The sequence below is a fragment of the Streptomyces sp. NPDC008121 genome (assembly GCF_042957155.1).
In the GTDB taxonomy this organism is placed as follows: Bacteria; Actinomycetota; Actinomycetes; order Streptomycetales; family Streptomycetaceae; genus Streptomyces.
This window is the reverse complement of the sequence record NZ_JBIBHT010000007.1, coordinates 417,843-438,514: the sequence shown is the minus strand read 5'-3', so window position 1 is coordinate 438,514 and position 20,672 is coordinate 417,843. Positions and strand designations below refer to the sequence as shown.

At 74.1% G+C, this 20,672-nt stretch carries 18 protein-coding genes and 1 tRNA gene; 9 read left to right on the top strand and 10 right to left on the bottom strand.

The features are described 5' to 3' along the window. Positions 1-12 precede the first annotated feature (12 nt). A complete protein-coding gene (locus ACFZBD_RS24570) occupies positions 13-1,704 on the top strand; it encodes a glycosyl hydrolase family 18 protein (RefSeq protein WP_391143102.1) in 1,692 nt (563 codons plus the stop codon). 85 nt (positions 1,705-1,789) lie between these two features. On the opposite strand, the gene ACFZBD_RS24565 is transcribed toward ACFZBD_RS24570, so the two are convergent. Further along, entirely contained in the window at positions 1,790-3,727 is a 1,938-nt protein-coding gene (locus tag ACFZBD_RS24565; RefSeq protein WP_391143099.1) for an EAL domain-containing protein, read from the bottom strand. 324 nt (positions 3,728-4,051) lie between these two features. Here ACFZBD_RS24565 and ACFZBD_RS24560 point away from each other — a divergent pair, with 324 nt between their 5' ends. Then, positions 4,052-5,332, top strand: coding sequence for a M6 family metalloprotease domain-containing protein (locus tag ACFZBD_RS24560; protein ID WP_391143096.1), 1,281 nt, complete (start codon positions 4,052-4,054; stop codon positions 5,330-5,332). Between the two features lie 60 nt (positions 5,333-5,392). Here ACFZBD_RS24560 and ACFZBD_RS24555 read toward each other — a convergent pair. The 3 genes from ACFZBD_RS24555 to ACFZBD_RS24545 all read right to left on the bottom strand — a co-directional run bounded on the left by ACFZBD_RS24555 (position 5,393) and on the right by ACFZBD_RS24545 (position 6,645). Continuing rightward, positions 5,393-5,466 (bottom strand) — tRNA-Lys (locus tag ACFZBD_RS24555). After that, complete coding sequence (locus ACFZBD_RS24550; RefSeq protein ID WP_391143093.1) at positions 5,457-6,128, bottom strand: bifunctional DNA primase/polymerase; 672 nt, start codon at positions 6,126-6,128, stop codon at positions 5,457-5,459. The genes ACFZBD_RS24555 and ACFZBD_RS24550 overlap by 10 nt, the downstream gene beginning before the upstream one ends. Before the next feature lie 160 nt (positions 6,129-6,288). Continuing rightward, complete coding sequence (locus ACFZBD_RS24545; protein WP_391143090.1) at positions 6,289-6,645, bottom strand: hypothetical protein; 357 nt, start codon at positions 6,643-6,645, stop codon at positions 6,289-6,291. Positions 6,646-6,960: 315 nt separating this feature from the next. Here ACFZBD_RS24545 and ACFZBD_RS24540 point away from each other — a divergent pair, with 315 nt between their 5' ends. Further along, complete coding sequence (locus ACFZBD_RS24540) at positions 6,961-7,302, top strand: hypothetical protein (protein ID WP_391143087.1); 342 nt, start codon at positions 6,961-6,963, stop codon at positions 7,300-7,302. Here the strand turns inward: ACFZBD_RS24540 and ACFZBD_RS24535 are convergent. From ACFZBD_RS24535 to ACFZBD_RS24520, 4 genes are read right to left on the bottom strand one after another with little or no spacing between them, the layout of a single operon-like run. Further along, on the bottom strand, positions 7,264-8,592 hold the full coding sequence (locus ACFZBD_RS24535; RefSeq protein WP_391143084.1) for an AAA family ATPase: 1,329 nt from the start codon (positions 8,590-8,592) through the stop codon (positions 7,264-7,266). The genes ACFZBD_RS24540 and ACFZBD_RS24535 overlap by 39 nt on opposite strands. After that, positions 8,589-10,178: a hypothetical protein gene (locus tag ACFZBD_RS24530; protein WP_391143081.1), complete on the bottom strand. Its 1,590-nt coding sequence runs from the start codon at positions 10,176-10,178 to the stop codon at positions 8,589-8,591. Before ACFZBD_RS24530 ends, ACFZBD_RS24535 begins: the two co-directional genes overlap by 4 nt. Further along, positions 10,169-11,281 carry a hypothetical protein gene (locus ACFZBD_RS24525; RefSeq protein ID WP_391143078.1) on the bottom strand — a complete coding sequence of 371 codons (1,113 nt, stop codon included), beginning with the start codon at positions 11,279-11,281 and terminating at the stop codon, positions 10,169-10,171. The genes ACFZBD_RS24530 and ACFZBD_RS24525 overlap by 10 nt, the downstream gene beginning before the upstream one ends. Then, the gene (locus ACFZBD_RS24520; RefSeq protein WP_391143075.1) at positions 11,214-12,083 is read right to left on the bottom strand and encodes a phosphatase PAP2 family protein; all 870 of its coding nucleotides are present in this window, start codon (positions 12,081-12,083) and stop codon (positions 11,214-11,216) included. The genes ACFZBD_RS24525 and ACFZBD_RS24520 overlap by 68 nt, the downstream gene beginning before the upstream one ends. 139 nt (positions 12,084-12,222) lie before the next feature. On the opposite strand from ACFZBD_RS24520, the gene ACFZBD_RS24515 reads away from it, so the two are divergent. Then, a complete protein-coding gene (locus ACFZBD_RS24515; protein ID WP_391143073.1) occupies positions 12,223-12,816 on the top strand; it encodes a histidine phosphatase family protein in 594 nt (197 codons plus the stop codon). 265 nt (positions 12,817-13,081) lie between these two features. Here the strand turns inward: ACFZBD_RS24515 and ACFZBD_RS24510 are convergent, their stop codons facing one another. Continuing rightward, positions 13,082-14,371 (bottom strand): tetratricopeptide repeat protein, encoded by a 1,290-nt coding sequence (locus tag ACFZBD_RS24510; protein WP_391143071.1) that lies wholly within the window; start codon positions 14,369-14,371, stop codon positions 13,082-13,084. A 223-nt stretch (positions 14,372-14,594) separates the two neighbouring features. On the opposite strand from ACFZBD_RS24510, the gene ACFZBD_RS24505 reads away from it, so the two are divergent. After that, entirely contained in the window at positions 14,595-15,035 is a 441-nt protein-coding gene (locus tag ACFZBD_RS24505) for a hypothetical protein (protein WP_391143068.1), read from the top strand. A gap of 98 nt (positions 15,036-15,133) precedes the next feature. Further along, a complete protein-coding gene (locus ACFZBD_RS24500; RefSeq protein ID WP_391143065.1) occupies positions 15,134-16,009 on the top strand; it encodes a fused MFS/spermidine synthase in 876 nt (291 codons plus the stop codon). 49 nt (positions 16,010-16,058) lie between these two features. On the opposite strand, the gene ACFZBD_RS24495 is transcribed toward ACFZBD_RS24500, so the two are convergent. Continuing rightward, a complete protein-coding gene (locus ACFZBD_RS24495) occupies positions 16,059-16,607 on the bottom strand; it encodes a hypothetical protein (RefSeq protein WP_391143063.1) in 549 nt (182 codons plus the stop codon). Between the two features lie 78 nt (positions 16,608-16,685). Between ACFZBD_RS24495 and ACFZBD_RS24490 the strand changes: the two genes are divergently transcribed. The 3 genes from ACFZBD_RS24490 (at position 16,686) to ACFZBD_RS24480 (ending at position 20,563) form a co-directional block, all read left to right on the top strand. Then, positions 16,686-17,387, top strand: coding sequence for a response regulator (locus ACFZBD_RS24490; RefSeq protein WP_391143060.1), 702 nt, complete (start codon positions 16,686-16,688; stop codon positions 17,385-17,387). Beyond that, complete coding sequence (locus tag ACFZBD_RS24485) at positions 17,384-18,796, top strand: ATP-binding protein (RefSeq protein WP_391143057.1); 1,413 nt, start codon at positions 17,384-17,386, stop codon at positions 18,794-18,796. The genes ACFZBD_RS24490 and ACFZBD_RS24485 overlap by 4 nt, the downstream gene beginning before the upstream one ends. Before the next feature lie 261 nt (positions 18,797-19,057). Continuing rightward, a complete protein-coding gene (locus tag ACFZBD_RS24480; RefSeq protein WP_391143055.1) occupies positions 19,058-20,563 on the top strand; it encodes a cellulose binding domain-containing protein in 1,506 nt (501 codons plus the stop codon). The last annotated feature ends 109 nt before the right edge of the window (positions 20,564-20,672 follow it).

Sequence of the window (20,672 nt, the reverse complement as noted above, 5' to 3'; positions counted from 1 at the left end):
CGGAGGCCGAACGTGCACCCCCGCAAGCCCTTGATCGCCGCGCTCCTGAGCACGGCCCTCGCCGCAGGCGCCCTCGCCGCGACCGTCGGTCTCGGCTCCGCCCAGGCCGCCGACACCGCCACCCCCGCCGCCGCCTCCGACGGCAACGTGCGCATCGCGTACTACGACCAGTGGAGCGTGTACGGGAACGCCTTCTATCCCAAGCACCTCGACACCCGGGGCATCGCGAGCAAACTGGACGTCATCAACTACTCGTTCGGCAACATCCACCCCACCGAACTCACCTGTTTCGAGGCCAACAAGGCCGCCGGTGACGACAACAACCCCAACGCGGGCGACGGTGCGGGCGACTCCTACGCCGACTACCAGAAGTCCTTCGGGGCGGCCGACAGCGTCGACGGCGTGGCCGACACGTGGAACCAGCCGATCGTGGGCGTCTTCAACCAGTTCAAGGAGCTGAAGGCGAAGTACCCCCACCTGAAGATCAACATCTCGCTCGGCGGCTGGACCTACTCCAAGTTCTTCCACGACGCGGCGAAGACGGACGCGAGCCGCAAGAAGCTCGTCTCCTCCTGCGTCGACCAGTACCTCAAGGGCAACCTCCCGGTCGAGGGCGGCTTCGGCGGCCCCGGCAGCGCCGCCGGCATCTTCGACGGCATCGACATCGACTGGGAGTACCCCGGCTCCAAGGACGGCCACCTCGGCAACCACTACGGCCCCGAGGACAAGCAGAACTTCACGCTCCTCCTCGCCGAGTTCCGCAAGCAGCTCGACGCCTACGGCGCCGCGAACGGCGGCAAGAAGTACCTGCTGACCGCGGCCCTCCCGGCCGGCCAGGACAAGATCAAGCACATCGAGACGGACAAGATCGGCGCGTACCTCGACTACGCCAACATCATGACGTACGACATGCACGGCGCCTGGGACGGCGACGGGCCGACGTTCCACCAGTCCCCGCTGTACTCCGGCTCGAACGACCCGACCGACCCCATCGCGCCGGGCACCGAGAAGTACTCGATCGACAACGCGATCGACTCCTGGATCGACGGCAAGCCGGCCTACGGCATCGCCGGCGGCTTCCCCGCGAACAAGCTGACGCTCGGCTACGAGTTCTACTACCGCGGCTGGAAGGGCGTCCCCGCGGGCAGCGCCAACGGCCTCGCCCAGTCCGCCACCGGCGGCTCGGCCGCCCGCCCGCTCAGCCAGCAGGCCGGCATCGCGCACTACAAGGAGCTCGGCGGCATCGTCGACAACGCGGCCACGACCTTCTGGGACGACCAGTCCAAGTCCTCGTACTTCTACAAGGACGGCGAGTTCTTCACCGGCCTGAACCAGCGGTCCGTCCAGGCCCGCGTGGACTACGGCAAGCAGCGGGGCCTGGCCGGCGCGATGATGTACTCGCTTCTCGGCCTGGACAACGACATCACCCTGCTGAAGCAGATCAACGACGCGCTCGGCGGCACCACGACCCCGCCGACCACCCCGCCGACGACGCCCCCGACCACCACCCCGCCCACCACGCCTCCCACCACTCCGCCGACCGGCGGCTGCACCGCCCCGGCGTACGTGGCCGGCTCGGTCTACACCGGCGGCTCGCAGGTCTCCCACAAGGGCCGCAGCTGGAAGGCCCAGTGGTGGACCCAGAACGAGGAGCCGGGCACGACCGGCGAGTGGGGCGTCTGGAAGGACCAGGGCGCCTGCTAGCCGGCTGAACACCCCCTGAGCACTGCCCCCGCCCGGAATGTCCCTCCGGCCGGGGGCAGTTCCATGCCCGGAGGGCGGGGGCGGCTCACACCCGCAGCGGCGCGACCCCGATCAGCTCCGCGATACGGTCCGGGGCCACCGCCCGGGAGTAGAGCCAGCCCTGCCCCGTGTCGCAGCCGATCCGGCGCAGCCGGGTCGCCTGGCCCGAGGTCTCCACGCACTCGGCGGTGACCGTGAGGCCGAGCCGGTGTGCCAGCTGCACCAGCGCCTCCACGATCAGTTCGTCCGCGGGGTTGGCGTGCGCCTCGTCCTGGAAGCCCCGGACGAAGGACCCGTCCAGCTTCAGGACGGAGACCGGCAGCCGGCTCAGGTACGCCAGGTTCGAATACCCCGTACCGAAGTCGTCGATGGCGATCCGCACACCCATGTCGCTCAGCGCCTGGAGCGCCTGGAGCGGCCGGCCCGCCGACCCCATCACCGCCGACTCGGTCAGCTCCAGTTGCAGCAGGTGCGGGGCGAGACCCGTCTCCGCCAGGATGCCCGCGACGTCCGCCACCAGGTCCGAGTCCCAGACCTGCCGCACCGCCACGTTGACGCTCACGAACAGCGGGCGGTCGCGCGGATGGTCCTGCTGCCACTGCCGGGCCTGCCGGCACGCCGTGCGCAGCACCCAGCGGCCCAGCTCGACGATGGAACCGTCCTCCTCGGCGATCCCGATGAACCGATTCGGCGGGAGCGAACCGAACTGCGGGTGGTTCCACCGCACCAGCGCCTCCACCCCGCGCACCACCCCGTCGGCCATGCACACCAGCGGCTGGTACTCCAGCGCGAACTCACCGCGCTCCACCGCCGGCCGCAGCGTCGAGGAGAGCGCCTGCCGCGTCATCCGGTGCGCGTTGCGCTCCGGGTCGAAGAGGGTCCAGCGGGCCTTGCCGTCCGCCTTCGCCCAGTACAGCGTGGTGTCGGCGGCCTGCATCAGACCCGTCGCGGTGGTCCCGCGGGCCCCGCGCTCCACCACACCGATCGAGGCGGAGACGGAGAGCCGCTGCCCGGCCAGGTCGAAGGGACGCTGGAGCGCGCACAGGACGGACTGGGCGAGATCGGCGAGCTGCTCGGTGCCGGTCGACTCCTCGACCAGGATCGCGAACTCGTCGCCGCCGAGCCGCGCCACCAGATGACCGCCGCTGCGGGTGTAGCCGTCGCTGTCGGCACACTCCGTCAGACGGCCGGCGACGGCGGCCAGGAGCCGGTCCCCGACCCGGTGCCCGAGCGTGTCGTTGACCGCCTTGAAGCCGTCGAGATCGAGGTAGCAGAGACCGATCCGCCCTGTTCCGCCATGCCTGTAGGACTCGTAAGACGATCCGATCTCGGCGCGCTCCTCCTCCTGCGCGGCCGCTTCCAGAGCCGCCGAGAGGCGCTCGAAGAAGAGGGCGCGGTTGGGCAGCCGGGTCACCGGATCGTGCATCTGGAGGTGGCGCAGACGGGCCTGGAGCTCGCGCCGGTCGCTGATGTCCGCGATCGAGAGCAGCACCCGGCGGCTGTCGGGGACGGGGGAGACCGTCACCTCGGCCCACAGGGACCGTCCGTCGGGGTGCTTGAGCCGGCGGGTGCAGCGGAAGCGGGAGCGGCGGCCGCGCAGCACTTCGCGGTACGCGTGCCAGGTGCGGCCGTCCGAGGCGAGGTCGACGAGGTCGGCGGCCGACTGCTCCCGCAGGGCGGAGGCCTCGGTGCCGAAGAGCGTGCCGAGCGCCTCGTTGGCGGTGACGACCACGCCGTCCTGGTCGACGACGGCCATGGCGAGCTGGGCGGCCCGGAAGGCGGCGCGGTAGTCGCGGAGTTCGGCGGCGGTCCGCGGGTCCGGGCCTGCCGGAGGCCCCGCGGGGTCCGCACCGGGCCCCGCCGTCGCGTCCTGCCGCCGCTCGCCCTCGGCCCGGGGGTCAGGATGACGCTCCGTGATCGGGTGCGCGGGCTCCCGGGCGGGCGGGGGCTGGGTGTGCACCGGTCCTTCGGGGGTTCCGCTCACCGCTGGCTCCCGTAGCGCAGTTGGGCCGTTCAGATGTGGTCGGGATGGTCGGCCAAGGAAAGTAGGCCGATCATAGAGGCTGGCCTGGGGGCCGATCCAGCTCCACGGCGGCCGTCCTGCCTCCCGGGGGGTGTGAGCGGCCGCCCCGCACACCCCGCTCGATCGTTTCTGTGCGGGTCTGACGCGGGACGTCGACGGTGTGACCGAATGTGACTTTCCGTGAGCTGTTGCGAGGGCGTGTCGCGTCGACCCCGTGGCGCCCGCTCACTCGACTGGGGCAGCGGAATAGTGCGAAATGCCGCGAACCATCACAAGGTGGGTGTGGTGTCCCGCATTCCGGAGCCGGAGGTCCATGTGAGGGGTCAGCAGACACCCGGGGGAGTGGAGCGTCCGACGCTGCGTGCCTCGGCGGCGGCGTTCACCTCCCTCATGGCGCTCGCCGCGACCGGGCTCGTGGCGGGCCCCGCCGTGGGCGCGACCGCCGGACCCTGCGCCCTGCCCCGTACCGCCGCGCACCACTCCCTGGGCCTGGACACCTGGAACGGCTCCTACCCCCAGCCCACCCGCACCCTCGACGCGGTCATGATCTTCCTGTCCTTCCCGGACTCCACCCCGCTGGTCGGCCCCGCCGACCTGACCGCCGACCACTTCCCCGGCACCAGCGACTTCTTCCGGCGCGCCTCCTACGGCCGGTTCACGCTGCGCGCGCACCCCCAGCGCGAGTGGATCGCGATGCCGCGGCCCTCCACCGCCTACGACATAAAGCGCGACTGGGACGCCGGCCGGCGTACGGCGTACCTGCACGACGCGATCGACGCGGCGAACGAGAAGGTGGACTTCGCGCGCTTCGACATCGTCTATCTGGTGGCCGACCCGGACGCGCCGGGCGTGGACTCCGACGCCACGAAGGTCGTCAACCTGGACCATCCGATCGAGGTCGACGACACGGAGATCAAGCGGGTCGTCACCGTCTTCGAGCGGCACCCGCCGGACCGCAACGTCCTGGCCCACGAGACCGGGCACGTCTTCGACCTGCCGGACCTCTACCACCGCCCCACCGACGGCAAGGGCGACTGGGACACCCATGTGGGGGACTGGGACGTCATGGGCAGCCAGTTCGGGCTGGCTCCCGATCTCTTCGGCTGGCACAAGTGGAAGCTGGGCTGGCTGGAGCGGAAGCAGGTGGCCTGCGTCCAGAAGCCGGGCGGGCGGCTGCTCAGCCTGGAGCCGCTGTCGGCGCCGCCGGTGGCGGGCGGCACGCTCGGCATCCGGCTGGCGGTGGTGCGGACGGGCCCGGGCACGGCGCTGGCGATCGAGGCGCGCGGGGCGACCGGCAACGACGAGGACACCTGCACGGAGGGGGTGCTGATCTACCGCGTACGGAACGAGGCGGCGTCCGGGGACGGTCCGATCGAGGTCGTGGACGCCCATCCGCGGACCGAGGCGTGCTGGGACCGTTCGGTGTTCCCGCCGCTTGCGGACGCGCCGCTGGGGGTGGGGGAGACGTTCACCGTGCCCGGAGAGGGGACGCGGGTGGAGGTGGCGGACCGGACCAGGGCGGGGGTGTGGACGGTGAAGGTGACGGTGCCGGCCCGCCGCGCGTGACCCCGGGTGGCGTGGCGCACGAAAAAGCCCCCCGCTTCCGCGAGGGGCTTTTCCCGTCTGTGCGCCGCCAGGGACTCGAACCCCGGACCCGCTGATTAAGAGTCAGCTGCTCTAACCAACTGAGCTAGCGGCGCCTGCTGACGTCGTAGACCTTAGCATCCTGATCGGCGGGAGGAAAAATCGATATCCGCACGTCCGCGGCGGAGGCGGCGCGGACCGCCCGGACGCAGGCCCAGAGCATCACCTCGGGCCCCGGGAGCCAGGGGTGGCGGGTGTCGGGGGCGACGACCCAGCGCGGGCCGGTGGGCTGGAGCGGGCGGAGCGGGGGGATGGTCACGGCGTCGCCGGTGCCGTGGCAGAGGGGCGGCGGGACGGAGTCGCCCCACTCCTCCCAGGCGAGCAGGGAGGGTAACCGCTGGGCCGTGCCGGGGGCGGCGAAGAGGAGCATCCGGCCGCGGTGGACGGCGACGGGCCCGGATCCGGGGCCCTCCGTCCAGAGCCGGTCGAGCATGCGCCGCCCGAAGATCGTGTCGACGTTGACGACGTCGAAGACGGTCCCGCAGGAGAGCACGGCGGGGGCGGCCGGGCGGGCCTCCCAGAGCGCGAGGGTGGAGCGCGGGTACGAGGCCGCGGAGGCGAGCCAGTCGGCCCCGGCGGCGGTGACCTGCGCGGTCTGGTGCCGCCCCTCGTCCCGCTCGCGGAGGAACCGGAAGATGTCGGGCCGGTCGGTCCGCCACTCGTCGGTGTCGCTCTGGGCGGGGCTCAGGGGGGTCTCGTCTCGCAGCCATGCGCTCATACCGCAAGGTCTACCGGGAGTGACCGGAACGTTTCAGAGAGTTGAAGGAAACCCGGACAGCGGGGCCGGGGGAGGAGTATCTTTCGCCCGGGTCATATGCCACACGGGTGGTGCGGGGGCGCGTCAGGGGGGCGCACGCCGGCGCGCGTCGACGCGGTGCTCAGTCCTCCGGCGGCCGTCCGCCGTTGCGGAGCAGATCGCGACCGAAGTCGATCATCCGGACGGCGTAGTCCTCGGTCCACTCCGCCCGCTCGGCGACATCCGCCGCGGTCAGCCGGTCGAAACGCCGGGGGTCGGCCAGCTGGGCCGCCGCGATCGCCTGGAACTCGATCGCCCGGTCCGTCGCCGCGCGGAACGCCAGCGTCAGCTCCGTGGCCCGGGCCAGCAGCTCGCGCGGATCCTCCATCGACTCCAGGTCGAAGAAGTGCTCGGGGTCCGCGGTCGCCTCGGCAGGCTCGAAGACCAGCGGCGCGGGCCGAAGCCGCCGCTGTCCGTTCCGCTCCGCGGATTCCGCCATCGTTCTTCTCCTCCTCGCACACCCGCGGCCCGGAGACCCGGGCCGTCCCCTCCATTGTCCCGCCTCGCGCAAGGGGGCGGGCGGCCGTCAGTCGCGAAGGCCGCGCAGACAGATCGCGAGCCCGCCGAAGAACTCCCGGTCGGCGTCGATCCCGCGCCCCGGCGGGCGGCCTCGGCCAGGTGCGGGAAGCGGCCGGCGGGAAGCTCGGCGATGACCGCCGTGCCCGGCCCGGAGAGCGATCCGAGGTGTTCGAGCTGAATCGCCCCGACGACGTACGCGAGCAGCCCGCGCAGCGCGACGACCCGCCGTTCGCCGTTGACGCCCGCCTCGGCCAGGAGTCCGAGCACCGTCTCCGACCAGCGCATCAGCACGGGCGCTGTCTCCCCCCGGGCCTGGGGGCCGATGGTGCGGGCCGTCGCCGCCGGAACCTGGGGCCTGCTGCGCGGCCGCGACACACCGCCGGTGCTCCGCCCGCACGGCGGACGGCTCGGCCTCCCCGCCGGCTTCCTCATCGGCGGGGACGGCCGGATCGTGGCCGTGAAGTACGGCACCCACCTCGACGACCAGTGGCCCGTGGACGCACTCCTCGCCCTCGCCGCGGCCGCGACCGCCGGCCGCTCAGGGGCGCCAGGAGACCCGGTGCTCCGCGAGGTGTGAGAGGACCGCGTGGTTCGCCTCCCAGCCGTCCGGGAACTTCATCGTCACGCCCAACTGCACCGGCTCCGTCGACGGATGGTCGTCGAGCAGGTCGGGCACGCCCGCCCGGCAGACCACCACGCAGGCGTGCCGGTGCCGCGAGGCCAGCACGCACAGGCGCCCCGTCTCCAGATGGAAGGCCGTGGCGTCCGGACGGCCGGACAGCGGATGCAGCACCATCGTCACGTCGTACTCCCGGCCCTGGAGGCGGTTCGCGGTGTCCACGGTCACGCCCGTGACACCCAGCTCCGCCAGGGCCGCCCGCACCGCCGCCGCCTGGTCGCGGTGGGCCGTGCCGACCGCGATCCGGCCGGCGGTGAGGGGGACGGGCTCCGGGCCCCGCTCCGAGACGGCGGCGCCACCCCGGTCCAGGAGCCGGCGCACCACCAGTGCCACCGCCCGTACCGCCTCCGGATCCGTCCGCGGGGTGTGCCGGGCCGGCAGCTCCAGCAGGCCCCACCCCGACTCGGCGGCCTCGTCCAGGACCCGGTCGAACCCCGAACCGTCCGACGCCACCCCGAAGGAGAGCCGCCGCTCCCCGTGGCCCGTGCCGCTGCGGAACGGCGTGTACGGATAGAACGCGTCGGACACCAGCGGCGCCGCCGACGCCGGAAGCCGCCACGACACCGGCAGCCGGTGCTGCGGAAGCTCCGGATTGTGCGCGAGCAGCGTCGAGACCGCGCTCGCCGACGGGTCGTACGACAGCCCCGCCCACTGCTCCGCGCCGACCACCGAGAACGGGTCCAACTGCCCCGGATCGCCCACGAACAGCGCCCGCTCGAACAGCCCCGCCACCGCCAGCAGCGCGTCCGAGCGCATCTGGTACGCCTCGTCCACGATCGCGTGCGCCCACGGCTCGACGTTCTTCACGTGCGCCCACTTCGCGGCCGTCGAGATCACCACGTCCAGACCGGCGAGGTCCCCGGCCTTCGCCGACTTCCGTACGTTCTCCAGGTCGTCGAGCGCCTTGTCGTACGGGTCGCTGTCGTTGGAGTGCAGCCGCCCCACCGGCAGCCCCGGCTCCTTCTCCGCCAGCCGCAGCACCAGATCGTCCACCTGTGCGTTGGTCTGCGCCACCACCATCAACGGGCGGCCCGCGGCCGCCAGTTCGAGCGCGGCCCGGACCACGAGCGTCGACTTGCCCGCCCCCGGCGGGGAGTCCACCACCACCCCGCGCGCGTCACCGTGCAGGGTGTCCGCCAGGATGGCGCCCGTCGCCCGGGCGGCCTCCGCCCCGGGATCAAAGCTCACAGCACGTCCTCCGCGGTCACGGTGTCGGGCAGTTCCACGACGTCGGCGCGGGGCGGCCCGCCGTGCGTCCAGGGCGTCTCCTCCGGATCCGGCAGCTTCGCCCCCACCCGCTGGTCGTGCTCGAAGAGCGTCCAGGCGATCCGGTCGCCCTTCTCCGGCACCGACCCCGCCGCCGGCTCCTTCGACCGCCCCATCCGGTCCGTGACCCGCAGCACCAGCGAACCGTCCTCCTCGTACCGCACGAACTCGGCCGTCTGCGGCTTGCCCTCCAGCGAGCGGTACACCTTCACCCGCTCCCCCAGATGCGGCCGGTCGTCCGTCCGCACGGTCAGCAGCGGGCGCGGCGAGGGCCGCTTCGACTCCGACCAGGCCGGCGCCACCTCCACCACCTCGGCGACGAACGCCTCGCCCGACAGCCGCCGCCCCGCGAGCACCAGCGGATCGTCGAGCGCCTCCTGCGCCTCCAACTGCCCCTGTGCGGACTCCCGCGCCGCCAGCTTCTGCGCCGCCGTCACGGCGTCGTCCCGCCGGGGCTGCGGCGGCTCCCCGGCCACCACCCGGTCGCGGTGGCCGGTGAACGACCAGCGGTCGCGCGTCCACCGGTCCGCGACCCGGGACCCCTCCGGCAGCTCCCGGGCCAGGTCGACCGCCCGCCACACCGCGTCCCAGGTCGGCTTCAGCTGCGAGGCGATCAGCCGCCGGACCTCCCTCTCGGCACCGTGCAGGGCGCCGAGCCGCTCGTCGGCGCTCCGGCCGTCCTCGGCCGCGGCCAGCTCCTGCCTGGCCCGGTCGAAACGCTCGATCGCGGGCGCCAGAAGCCGGTTGTCGAACGCCGGGTCCGTCGCCGGCCCGGCCGGCGGACAGAGCAACTGCCCCTCCCGGTCCCGGCCCAGCTCGGCCCGCAGCGCCGCCTCCGCGCCCGACTCCCCCTCCGGGGGATCGATCCAGGCCAGCAGCGCGCCCAGATGCTGGTCCTCCAGGGACGACTGGCCCGTCGCCCAGTGCCGGTTCAGCAGATCCGTCGCCGCCAGCAGCAGCGAGGAGCCCGGCACCCGCGCCCGCTCCCCGAAGTGCGTCAGCCAGCGGCCCAGCAGCGGCACCCGCGGCGGCGCCGGGAACGGCGTCTCGGGGTCCTGCTCCGCCGTCCGCCGGAACCGCGTCGACCGCCCGAGCAGCCGGACGTACTCCACACCCGCCCGGCTCGGCACGATCAACTGCGGCGCGTCCGCGCACAGTTCGACCTCGACCTTGACCTTTTTGCCGGTCTCCGGATCGGTCTCGTTCCGCTCCGCGGCCTCGACCACTCCGGCGAACGCGTCGATGTACGGCAGCACCTCCCCGGCCAGGTCGGCGAGGAACGCGAACCGCAGGTCCCGGTCCCGGGGCTGCGCCACCACCAGCAGCCGGGGCTCCTCCCGGTCGGTCCCGACCAGGGCGCCCAGCGGCGCCCCCGCCTCGCCCGCCGTCGTCAACGGCACCAGGACCAGGGGCCGCGGCGACACGTGCCGGTGCCGGACCGTGGCCAACGGCTGCGCCCGGCCCGACTCGACCGCCTCGAATCGGGCGAGGGTGGAGATCAGCGACATGCCAGCGCCTCCGCCCGGAGCGCAGCCGCCCGGCGGACCGCGTCCACCGTCGGATCGTCCGGGTCGCCCGCCTCGCCGCGAGCCGCCGCGAGGACCTCCCCGATCGTCGTCAGCCCGCCCAGCTCACCGCGGACCGACCGGCCCAACGCCTCCACCGCCCCGGCGCCCCGCGCCCGCTCACGGCAGTGGAAGGCCAGCTCGCAGGCGGACAGGCACTCCGGCGCGTACGCGTGCGGCACCGCCTCCACCGCCTGCGCCAACTGCTCCGCCGAGCACCCCTCCACATCGAAGGTGACCCCCTCGGGGAGCGCGTCCGCGATCTCCTCGATCCGGGTCAGCCGGGCCAGCTGCCGCCGGGTCACCGACAACTGCTTGCGCACGTCCACCACGGAGCCCGCCGGCAGATTGGAGAAGTCCTTCGGGCAGACCAGCAGCACCGAGTGCGCCACCCGCGCGCCGTCCGTGACCACCGCCACCCGCTCCAGGGCCAGGACGTACACCGCCGCCTGCCGGGCGGCCGCGCCGACCTTCGAGGCGTCGGCGGCCCCATCGATCATCGGGAAGGACTTGATCTCCACGACCGTCCACCGCCCGTCGGGGTGGACCACGACCGCGTCCGGCTCCAGATAGGCGGGCGTCCCCGCCACCTCGAGGGCCAGCATCGGATGGTCGAGCAGCGCCCACTCCCCGGCCTCGGTCGCCTCGCGCAGCGCGAGCGCCGTGCGGGCCGCCCGCCCCTGCGGCCCGGCCGCCGCCAGATCGGGCGTCCGCACCGCCCCCGGCTCCTCGATGCCGAGCAGCCGCAGCAGCTCACGGCCGCCGTCCGCCTTCACCTTCGCCTCGAAGGCGTTGCCCCGCATGAACGCGAACTGCGACTGGCCGAACGCCGCCGGAGAGCCGAGCTTCGACGCCAGCGCCGTCTTGTCGACCCCGGCCCCGTCGAGCAGCGCACGCCGCCGGCAGCCGGGATTGGCGGCCAGCGCCGCCAGCGCCCGCGCATCCAGCGGACGCGGCACGGCGGCCGCTCCGCGCAGCTCAGCGAGCCGGTGCCGGAGTGTCGTCTGCGGAGGCCGAGGAGCTCCGCTGCCCAGGGAATCGCTCACCCGCCGAAGTCTCGCATCCCCCACTGACAACAGGGGAACGTACGCCTCCGGAGACCACCCGCAACCGGTCCGCGCACCGCGTCACCGGCCCCGCGAGCAGCAGGCCGAGCCCCATCACGGCGGCCCCCGCGACCGCGTCGAGGAAGTAGTGGTTCGCCGTCCCCATCACGACGATCACGGTCAGCAGCGGGTAGGCGACACCGAGGGCCCTGAACAGCGGCGTACGCCCGTACCGCCACAGCATCACCCCGCACCACAGCGCCCAGCCGACGTGCAGGCTGGGCATCGCCGCGTACTGGTTCGTCATCGCCCCCATCCCGCGCGGGGCGCTCGCCTCCGCGCCCCACCAGCCGTACGAGCTGAACTGCGCCATCGTGTCGACGAAACCGTGGCTCGCGTCGAGCAGCCGGGGCGGGCAGGTCGGCAGCAGGGTGAAGCCGACCAGACCGAGCAGGGTCGAGACCATCAGCCAGGTGCGGGCGGCGCGGTAGTGGCCCGGGCGGCGGTGGAACAGCCAGATCAGGACGGCCGGCGTGACGAGATAGTGGAGCGAGGCGTACGCGAAGTCGGCGGGGATACCGAGGGCGGGCGTCTCGGTGAAGAGCCGGTTGAGCGGGTGCTCGGCATTCAGATGGAGGAGCTTCTCGATCCGCAGGATCGCCAGGCCGTGGTCGACGGCGGTCCCGGTGTCCCCCCGGACGAGGAGCCGCCCGCCCGAGTACGCGGCGTACACGACGGCGATCAGCAGCAGCTCGGTCCACCAGCGCGGTCGTCGCCCGGTGCGTACGGCCCTCGGATTCATACGCGCGTTCCCCTCTCGGGCACGACCTAGGGGACGCCGGAACGGACCCGGGGGTTGCCCCCGCGTCGCCCTCCGTTCACGTACGCGATGATGGGGGGAGCACCGCACTTGTGAACCCGGTACCCCAGGGAGAGCCTTCATGGCACCGCGCATCCTGCTCGCCCGGCACGGCCAGACCGAATGGTCGCTGCTCGGACGCCACACCGGCAGGACGGACATTCCGCTCCTCGACGAGGGCCGGCGCGGCGCGAAGCTGCTGGGGGAGCGGCTGCACAGGGCGCCCTGGAACGGCCTCGCGGAGCTGGAGATACGCACCAGTCCGCTGTCACGCGCGCGTGAGACCTGCGAGATCGCGGGCTTCGGCGAGCGGGCCGAGGACTGGGACGCGCTGATGGAGTGGGACTACGGCGCCTACGAGGGGCTGACCCCGGCCCGGATCCAGGAGCTGCGGCCGGGCTGGCTGATCTGGCGCGACGGCGTCCCCGAGGGCGAGACCCGCGAGCAGGTCTCGGCCCGCGCCGACGAGGTCGTGGAGTGGGCGCGGTCGGCGGAGCGGGACGTCCTGGTCTTCGCGCACGGCCACATCCTGCGCACGATCGCCGCGCGCTGGCTGGGCGAGGACCTCTCCTTCGGCGCCCGGATCCGCCTGGACCCGACGAGCCTGTCGGTCCTGGGCTGGGCGTACGGCGCCCCGGCGCTGGAGCGCTGGAACGACACGGGCCACATGGAGTGAGACGGCTGACCGGCCGCGGGCCGATCGCCGCCCGCCGCTGACGCCCGTCTCGGGCTCGGGGCTGCCGGCCGACGGTGCGGCCCCGAGCACCCCGCGCCCCGCTTCCGGCACCCCCGCCTCCCGCGCCCCGGCTTCGGCGTACGTCCCGGGCGGTGGGACGGCCCAGGGCCCGGCCCCCGAGCACGGTCGCCCCGCACGGCGGGTAGCCAGGTGGCCGAAGCCGGCCGATCGCCGCCTCCCGGCCCCCGCCCCCGAGGCGCCCCCCTCAGCGGGCCGTGGCGAGGAGCTGCTGGGTCGTCGCCAGCATGCGGCGGATGCGGGAGGACTGGACGTCGCCCAGCGCGTCCACCACGCGCCGCGCCTCCGCCGCCGCCTCGTCCGGGCGGCCCGCATGGGCGAGGTCGCTCGCCAACTGGGCGCGGTAGAGCGCGAGGTTGCGGGCGAAGTGCGGGTTCTGCAGCACCGTCGCCCGGTGCGCGTGGCGCGCCGCTCGGCCCCACTCGCCCAGCGCCGACCAGCACTGCGCCTCCAGCGCCTCCAGCTCCGGCTCCCCGAAGAACGACATCCACTCGGGGTCGCCGTCCCCGGGGCCGCGCGCGAAGAGGGCGTGCGCGCGACCGAGGGCCTGCTCGCAGGCGGTCCTGTCGCCGAGCCCCGCCCAGGCCCCGGCCTCCCGCAGGGTGAGCAGCGACAGCAGCCGGGCCGAGGAGAGCGGCCGCGCCGCCCGCAGCCCCGCTTGGGCGGCCCGCACCGCCTCCCGGTACCGTCCGGCGTCCCTGGCCAGGAACGACGTGTTGCAGAACGCGTGCGCCTCCAGCGCCGGATCGCCCGCCACGCGCGCGGTGGCGAGGGCCTCGGCGTAGTAGGAGCGGGCGTCGTCCAGCCGGCCCGAGTCGTGGGCCAGCCAGCCGACCGAGATAGCCAGCTCGCCCGCCCCCGCGTGCAGCCGGTCCTCGGTGGAACGGCGGGCCGCGGTGCCCGCGTCGAGCAGGGCGTACGCCGTCCGCAGCGGCTGGGCGGCCGCCTGGTAGAGCCCCCCGGCGCCGTGCCGGTCGTCGAGCAGTCGGATCTGCCGTACGGCGTCCTCGACGGCCCGCACCTCGGCCTCGCCGATCCGGTGGGTACCGCGCGGGGCGGGGATCGCGGCGGCGGAGCCCGCGAGTCCCAGCGAGGCGGCCGCCACGGTGGCGGTGCCGCTCGTCATGAATGCGCGACGCAGCACGTCGCTCTCCTCATCGTTCCGGGTCGTGATGGCGGGCGGAGGCGGCGGCCCGGCCGCGACGGCGGACCGTCGGCCGCGTACCGCCTCCCGCGCCGAGAAGCCCAGGTCCGCCAGGCTCAGACCGGGGAACATGTGCAGGAACACCCGTTCGTACGCGTAGTTGGGGCAGCGGATCTCGCCCGCCTCCACGCGTCCGATGTAGCGGGGGTCGCAGGCCACCTGCTCGCCGATCTCCCGCGCGGCCCGGCGGACCGCCGCGGCGAACTCCGCCGGCGAGAGCTGTCCGCGGAGCCTGCGGAAGGCGAGATTGGGAACTGCCCGTGACATCGCCATGGCCGAGCCCTCTCCTGGTGCTACCGGTGTTCCGGCGGGCATGAACGTACCTGCTGTGACCAGGCGGGCACACAGAGTTTGGCCACAAATCGGATATCTCGCTCGCGATCTGCCATGAACTGCCATCCTTTGCGGCGGCGTGCCGCCGTAGCCGTTGACGCGCGCGGGCGTTGAACCATGCGGAGAGACGGAACGTGTCTTCTCAGAGCGAGGAGGGGTCCCCATGGTGGAGATCGGATCGCAGTCGACCGCGCGGCAGCTGCCCGCCCCGGACGCCGGCGCCCCGCACGGCGAGCCCTGCGACCTGGTGACCGTGCCCGTCCGGCAAGGCCTGGAGGCGGTCGACATCCTGCGCCGCGGCGGCGCCCCCGTCGTCGGCCCGGTCCTGCACGACGGCGCCTGCCACACCCTCGGCTTCCTGGTCCCGCCCGGCACGGCCGAAGGCTGGGACATGCCGGGCAGCGCGTGTACGCAGACCTCCGGCCGCGGCCTGCGCATCCCCGAGCTGCCGGAGCTGCCCGATCCGGCCGACGGCGGCGCGGCCCGTCCCGCCGACTGGCTGCTGCCGCCCGACGACGGCGGCCAGGTCACCGACCCGGCGGTGCTCCGCGAGGCGCTCGGCCAGGCGGCCCGCCTGATCGCCGCCGCCGACGGCTGCCACTGAACCTCCCCGACGCCGCCGAGCCTTCGCGGTCGCCCCGCCGACCCACCCCGTACGGCCCGTCGGGCGGCCATCGAGCTTCCCCGACCGCTACCGGGATAATGGGTTCCGTGGCCAGGAACAAGCAGCGCGAACGGGTGGCGACCGCCGCCGCCGTCGTCGAGACCGTCGACGGCGGCCTCGCCGAACTCATACCCGACCGGGAACGGCCCCGCGGGTGGACCCTGCTCATCGACGGCGCCCCCCAGTCGCACGTCGACCTCGACGACCCGGCCCACTTGTCCTTCGAGTACCAGCGGCGCCTCGGCCACATCGCCGACCTCGCCGCCCCGCCGAACCGGCCCGTCCAGGCCGTGCACCTCGGCGGCGGCGCCTTCACGCTCGCCCGCTACATCGCCGCCACCCGGCCCCGCTCCACCCAGCAGATCGTGGAACTCGACGGCCCCCTCGTCCAACTGGTCCGCCGCGAACTGCCCCTCGACACCGGCGCCCGCATCCGGGTCCGCTCCACCGACGCCCGCGCCGGACTCGCCAAGGTCCAGGACGGCTGGGCCGACCTGATCATCGCCGACGTCTTCAGCGGCGCCCGCACCCCCGCGCACCTCACCAGCACCGAGTTCCTCGCCGAGGTCCGCAGGGCCCTCAAGCCCGGCGGCTTCTACGCCGCCAACCTGGCCGACGGCCCGCCGCTGACCCATCTGCGCGGCCAGATCGCCACCGCCGCCACCGTCTTCCCCGAGCTGGCGCTCGCCGCCGACCCGACCGTGCTGCGCGGCCGCCGCTTCGGCAACGCCGTCCTCCTCGCCTCCGACCGGGAGCTGCCGGTGGCCGAGCTGACCCGCCGGGTGGCGACCGACCCGCACCCCGGCAGGGTCGAACACGGCAGGGCCCTCGCCGACTTCACCGGCGGAGCGACCCCCGTCACCGACGCCGGCGCCAAACCCTCACCCGTACCCCCGGCCGCCGCCTTCCGCTGAGCCCGCCGGACACCGCCGCGACCCGCCGCGCCCCGACCGGACGCCGCCCCTACCGGTCGTCGATCTCCACCCGCGGCGCCGTGTCGTGCCAGACGCAGAACACCGACAGCTCGCGGCCGTCCCGGGTGAAGGTGACCCGGATCCAGGTCGGCTGCTTCCACACCTGCATCTGCCACCCCGACGACGGTGTCGCCGAGACCAGCTCCGCCGACGTCGCGCCGAGCTCGAACACGACCCGGCCGCCGTCCACGGTGTAGCCCTTCACCCGCCCCCCGCCGTCCGGCGGCGAGGCCGTGGGCCGGTCCGACGGGCCGGACGCCGAGGACGCCGAGGGGGAGCCGCCCGTCTTCCGCGGCGCCGACGGCGTCGCGGAGGGCGTGGCCGACGGGCTCGGCCGCTCGCTCGGGGAGGCCGAAGGGGAGGCGGTCCCGGACGCCGCGGCCCCGGTGGCGCCGGCCGGGATGGGCAGCGCGCGCGGCGGGTCGTAGACCGTCCCGGCCAGCACCGTGTGCACCCCCCACCAGGAGAGGGTGACCGCCGCGCCGGTGGCGAGCGACCACGCCAGGGCGTGTACGAGTCCTCTACGCATCCGGGCCATACTGCACCACCACCCGCACCGCCGTCCCGCAGGGTGGAGCTTGGTCCACGTTCCCCCACATGGCGTACGGTGCCGCCCATGGCAAGTGTGCTCGTGGTCGAGGACGACCAGTTCGTGCGCTCCGCCCTCATCCGGCACCTGACCGACGCCTCCCACACCGTACGGAGCGTCGGCACGGCCCTGGAGGCGCTGCGCGAGGTCGCCCATCTCCGTTTCGACGTCGTCATCCTCGACCTCGGACTGCCCGATCTGGACGGGTCCGAGGCGCTGAAGATGCTGCGCGGCATCACCGACGTCCCCGTCATCATCGCGACGGCCCGGGACGACGAGGCGGAGATCGTCCGCCTCCTCAACGACGGGGCGGACGACTACCTCACCAAGCCCTTCTCCGTGGAACACCTCTCCGCCCGCATGGCCGCCGTGCTGCGCCGCTCGCGGGCCGCGGCCGGCGAGGCGCCGCCGCCCCGGGTGATCCAGGTCGGCGGCCTCTCGATCGACCCGCTGCGCCGCCAGGCGGAACTCGAGGGGGCCCCGCTCGACCTGACCCGCCGCGAGTTCGACCTGCTCGCCTTCCTCGCCGGGCGGCCCGGAGTCGTCGTCGCCCGCAAGGAGCTGCTCGCCGAGGTGTGGCAGCAGTCCTACGGGGACGATCAGACCATCGACGTACATCTGTCATGGCTGCGCCGGAAGTTGGGCGAGACGGCCGCCCGTCCCCGCTATCTGCACACCCTGCGCGGGGTGGGCGTGAAGCTGGAGCCGCCCCGGGAGACCCGGCCGTGAGATGGGCCCTCGTCAAGGTGTCGCTGGCCGTCACCGCCATGGTCGTCGTCGCCTTCGCCGTACCGCTCGGCCTGGTCGTCAAGGAGATGGCCAGCGACCGCGCCTTCTCCAACGCCGAGCGGCGCGCCGCCGGACTCGCGCCCGTCCTCGCCATCACCACCGACCGCGAGCAGCTCGACCGCGCCGTCGCCACCACCGAGGACGGAGCGGCGGGGCGCATGGCCGTGCACGTCCCGGCCGCCGACGAGCCGGGCGGCAAGGCCCTGGAGATCGGCACCCGCCGGGCCGGCGAGGACGACCTGCGGACCACCCGCGAGCTGGGCCGGGCCACCATCGCCGAGGTCGACGGCGGCTCCGTGCTGCTCCAGCCCACCGCCCTCGGCTCCGGCCAGGTCGCGGTCGTCGAACTCTTCGTCCCCGAAGGCGAGGCCAGCAACGGCGTCGCCACCGCCTGGCTGGTCCTGGCCGGGGTCGGCATCGCCCTGATCGTCGGCTCGGTCGCCGTCGCCGACCGGCTCGGCGTACGGATGGTCCGGCCCGCGCAGCGTCTCGCGGGCGCCGCCCACGACCTGGGCGAGGGCAGGCTCGGCGCACGCGTCCCCGAGGAGGGGCCGCCGGAGCTGAAGTCGGCGGCGATCGCCTTCAACTCCATGGCCGACCAGGTCGTCCGGCTCCTCGCCAACGAGCGGGAACTGGCCGCCGACCTGTCCCACCGGCTGCGCACCCCGCTGACCGTGCTGCGGCTCAACGCGGCCTCGCTGGGCTCCGGTCCGGCCGCCGACCAGACCCGGGCGGCCGTGGCGCAGCTGGAGCGCGAGGTCGACACCATCATCCGCACGGCGCGCGACGCCAAGCCGCAGACGCAGGCCACCGGGCCCGGCGCGGGCTGTGACGCGTCCGAGGTCGTCCGGGAGCGGATGGAGTTCTGGTCCGCGCTCGCCGAGGACGAGGACCGCAAGGTGCGGGTCGCGGGCATCGACCGGCCGGTACGGATTCCGGTGGCCCGGCCCGAACTGGTCGCCGCGCTCGACGCGTTGCTCGGGAACGTCTTCCGCCACACCCGCGAGGGCACGGCCTTCTCCGTCGACCTCCACAACGGCGACGACGCCGTGATCGTCCTGGTCTCCGACGCCGGGCCGGGCATCGCCGACCCGGCCGCGGCGCTGGCCCGGGGCAACAGCGGCCGGCGCGACGGCTCCACCGGCCTCGGTCTGGACATCGTGCGGCGGATGGCCGAGTCCACGGGCGGGGACGTCCGCATCGGGCACTCGGTCCTCGGCGGCACCGAGGTCCGCGTCTGGATCGGCCTCGACGGCCGCCGCTCGGGCGGTACGGGAGGCCGGCGCGGCCACCGCGTGGGGCGCCGCAAACGGCCCGCCGGCTCCCCCCGCCGGGCGCCGGGAGCCTGACCGCACGCGAGCAGCGCCCGCGCCGGGCCGGGACCTGGCCTCCGGCCGGGGACTCCCGCCCCAGGGGCCCGGCGGTCGGGGGGCCCCGGGGCCCCCGACCGGCCCGCCGGAGGCCCGAACCTTTCCTCCTCCCGATGGCTTCCTTAAGCGGAGCCTAAGAATCCTCAACCAGCCCCCTCCCGTACGCATTTGTCCGTTTCCCCCTCGCTAGCGTGCTGCCCGCACCCACCTCCACCCCCGGCACACAGAGGCAGGCACGCGATGGGCACCAGCACGCACCGGCGCAGGACGACCGGCAGGACCAAGGCGGTCGGCGCGGTCGTCACGGCGGCGGTGATCGGCGGCGCGGCCTTCGCGTTCACCGGCACCGCGCAGGCCGCGGCCGTCGGCGCCGCCTACACCAGGACGAGCTCCTGGAACGGCGGCTACACCGGCCAGTACGTCATCACCAACGAGACCTCCAGCGTCCGGTCGGGGGGCTGGACGCTGGAGTTCGACCTGCCCGCGGGGACCACCATCGGGTCCCTGTGGAACGGCGAACACACCGTCACGGGCCGCCACGTCACCGTGAAGCCCGCGAGCTGGAACGAGCGGCTCGCCCCCGGCCAGTCCGTCACCGTCGGCTTCGTCACCTCGGCCTCCGGCGAGGCGGGGGACCCCGCGAACTGCCTGATCGACCAGGCGACCTGCTCGGTCGGCGGCGTCACCCCGACGCCCAGCGGCCGCCCCACCGGGCAGCCCACGGCCACCGCCGCCCCGACGGCCTCCGCGACCCCGAGCACCCCGGCGACCCCGAGCGTGCCGCCCACCGCGACGGCGTCCCCGAAGCCCACTGCCACCGCCACCGCGCCGACCGGCCCCGGGGCCCCGTCCGCGGCCGCCCGGTACGCCCCGTACGTCGACACCTCCCTCTACCCCGCGTACGACCTCCTGGCGACCGCCGACGCCACCGGGGTGAAGGAGTTCAACCTCGCCTTCATCACCTCCGGCGGGTCCTGCGCGCCGCTGTGGGGCGGGGTGACCGGCCTCGCCGACGACAGGGTCGCCTCCCAGATCGGCGCCCTGCGCGCCAAGGGCGGCGACGTCCGGGTCTCCTTCGGCGGCGCCGCCGGCCACGAACTGGCCCTGAACTGCCCGACCTCCGCCGCCCTCGCCGCCGCGTACGGCAAGGTCGTCGACCAGTACGCGCTCACCAAGGTCGACTTCGACATCGAGGGCGCGGCCCTGCCGGACACCGCCGCCAACACCCGCCGCGCCCAGGCCGTCGCGCAGCTCCAGAAGTCCCACCCCGGCCTGAACGTCTCCTTCACCCTGCCCGTCATGCCCGAGGGCCTGACCCAGCCGGGCGTGGACCTGCTCGCCGACGCGAAGAGGAACGGGGTCCGCGTCGACGCCGTCAACATCATGGCGATGGACTACGGTCCGGCCTACAGCGGCGACATGGGCGACTACGCCATCCAGGCCGCGACCGCCACCCAGGCCCAGGTCAAGGGCGTTCTCGGTCTGTCGGAAGCGGCTGCCTGGAAGGCCGTCGCGGTCACCCCGATGATCGGCGTCAACGACGTCACCACCGAGGTCTTCCGGGTCGATGACGCCACCCAGCTGGTCGACTTCGCCCGGTCCAAGGGCCTCGGCTGGCTGTCGATGTGGTCCTCGACCCGCGACAAGCAGTGCGCGGCCGGCGCCGTGAACCACGCCGACGCGACCTGCTCGTCGATCCTCCAGCAGCCGCTGGCCTTCACCAAGGCGTTCGCCGCCTACCGGTAACCCCCCACACGCGCGCGCCCCGGCCTGCCCCCACCCACCCCTCCGCCGCCCGGGGCGCGCGCCCTTCGTCATCCCTGCGCCCCGGGGTCCGCGCGAGCCGCGTGCTGAG

What these genes read in the sequence shown, in the direction of transcription:
- ACFZBD_RS24515 (WP_391143073.1), top strand. Translation starts at nt 12,223, where the DNA reads ATGGCACCGCGCATCCTGCTCGCCCGGCACGGCCAGACCGAATGGTCG.
- ACFZBD_RS24505 (WP_391143068.1), top strand. Translation starts at nt 14,595, where the DNA reads ATGGTGGAGATCGGATCGCAGTCGACCGCGCGGCAGCTGCCCGCCCCG.
- ACFZBD_RS24490 (WP_391143060.1), top strand. Translation starts at nt 16,686, where the DNA reads ATGGCAAGTGTGCTCGTGGTCGAGGACGACCAGTTCGTGCGCTCCGCC.
- ACFZBD_RS24500 (WP_391143065.1), top strand. Translation starts at nt 15,134, where the DNA reads ATGGGTTCCGTGGCCAGGAACAAGCAGCGCGAACGGGTGGCGACCGCC.
- ACFZBD_RS24520 (WP_391143075.1), bottom strand. Translation starts at nt 12,083, where the DNA reads ATGAATCCGAGGGCCGTACGCACCGGGCGACGACCGCGCTGGTGGACC.
- ACFZBD_RS24550 (WP_391143093.1), bottom strand. Translation starts at nt 6,128, where the DNA reads ATGAGCGCATGGCTGCGAGACGAGACCCCCCTGAGCCCCGCCCAGAGC.
- ACFZBD_RS24480 (WP_391143055.1), top strand. Translation starts at nt 19,058, where the DNA reads ATGGGCACCAGCACGCACCGGCGCAGGACGACCGGCAGGACCAAGGCG.
- ACFZBD_RS24495 (WP_391143063.1), bottom strand. Translation starts at nt 16,607, where the DNA reads ATGGCCCGGATGCGTAGAGGACTCGTACACGCCCTGGCGTGGTCGCTC.
- ACFZBD_RS24545 (WP_391143090.1), bottom strand. Translation starts at nt 6,645, where the DNA reads ATGGCGGAATCCGCGGAGCGGAACGGACAGCGGCGGCTTCGGCCCGCG.
- ACFZBD_RS24530 (WP_391143081.1), bottom strand. Translation starts at nt 10,178, where the DNA reads ATGTCGCTGATCTCCACCCTCGCCCGATTCGAGGCGGTCGAGTCGGGC.
- ACFZBD_RS24510 (WP_391143071.1), bottom strand. Translation starts at nt 14,371, where the DNA reads ATGGCGATGTCACGGGCAGTTCCCAATCTCGCCTTCCGCAGGCTCCGC.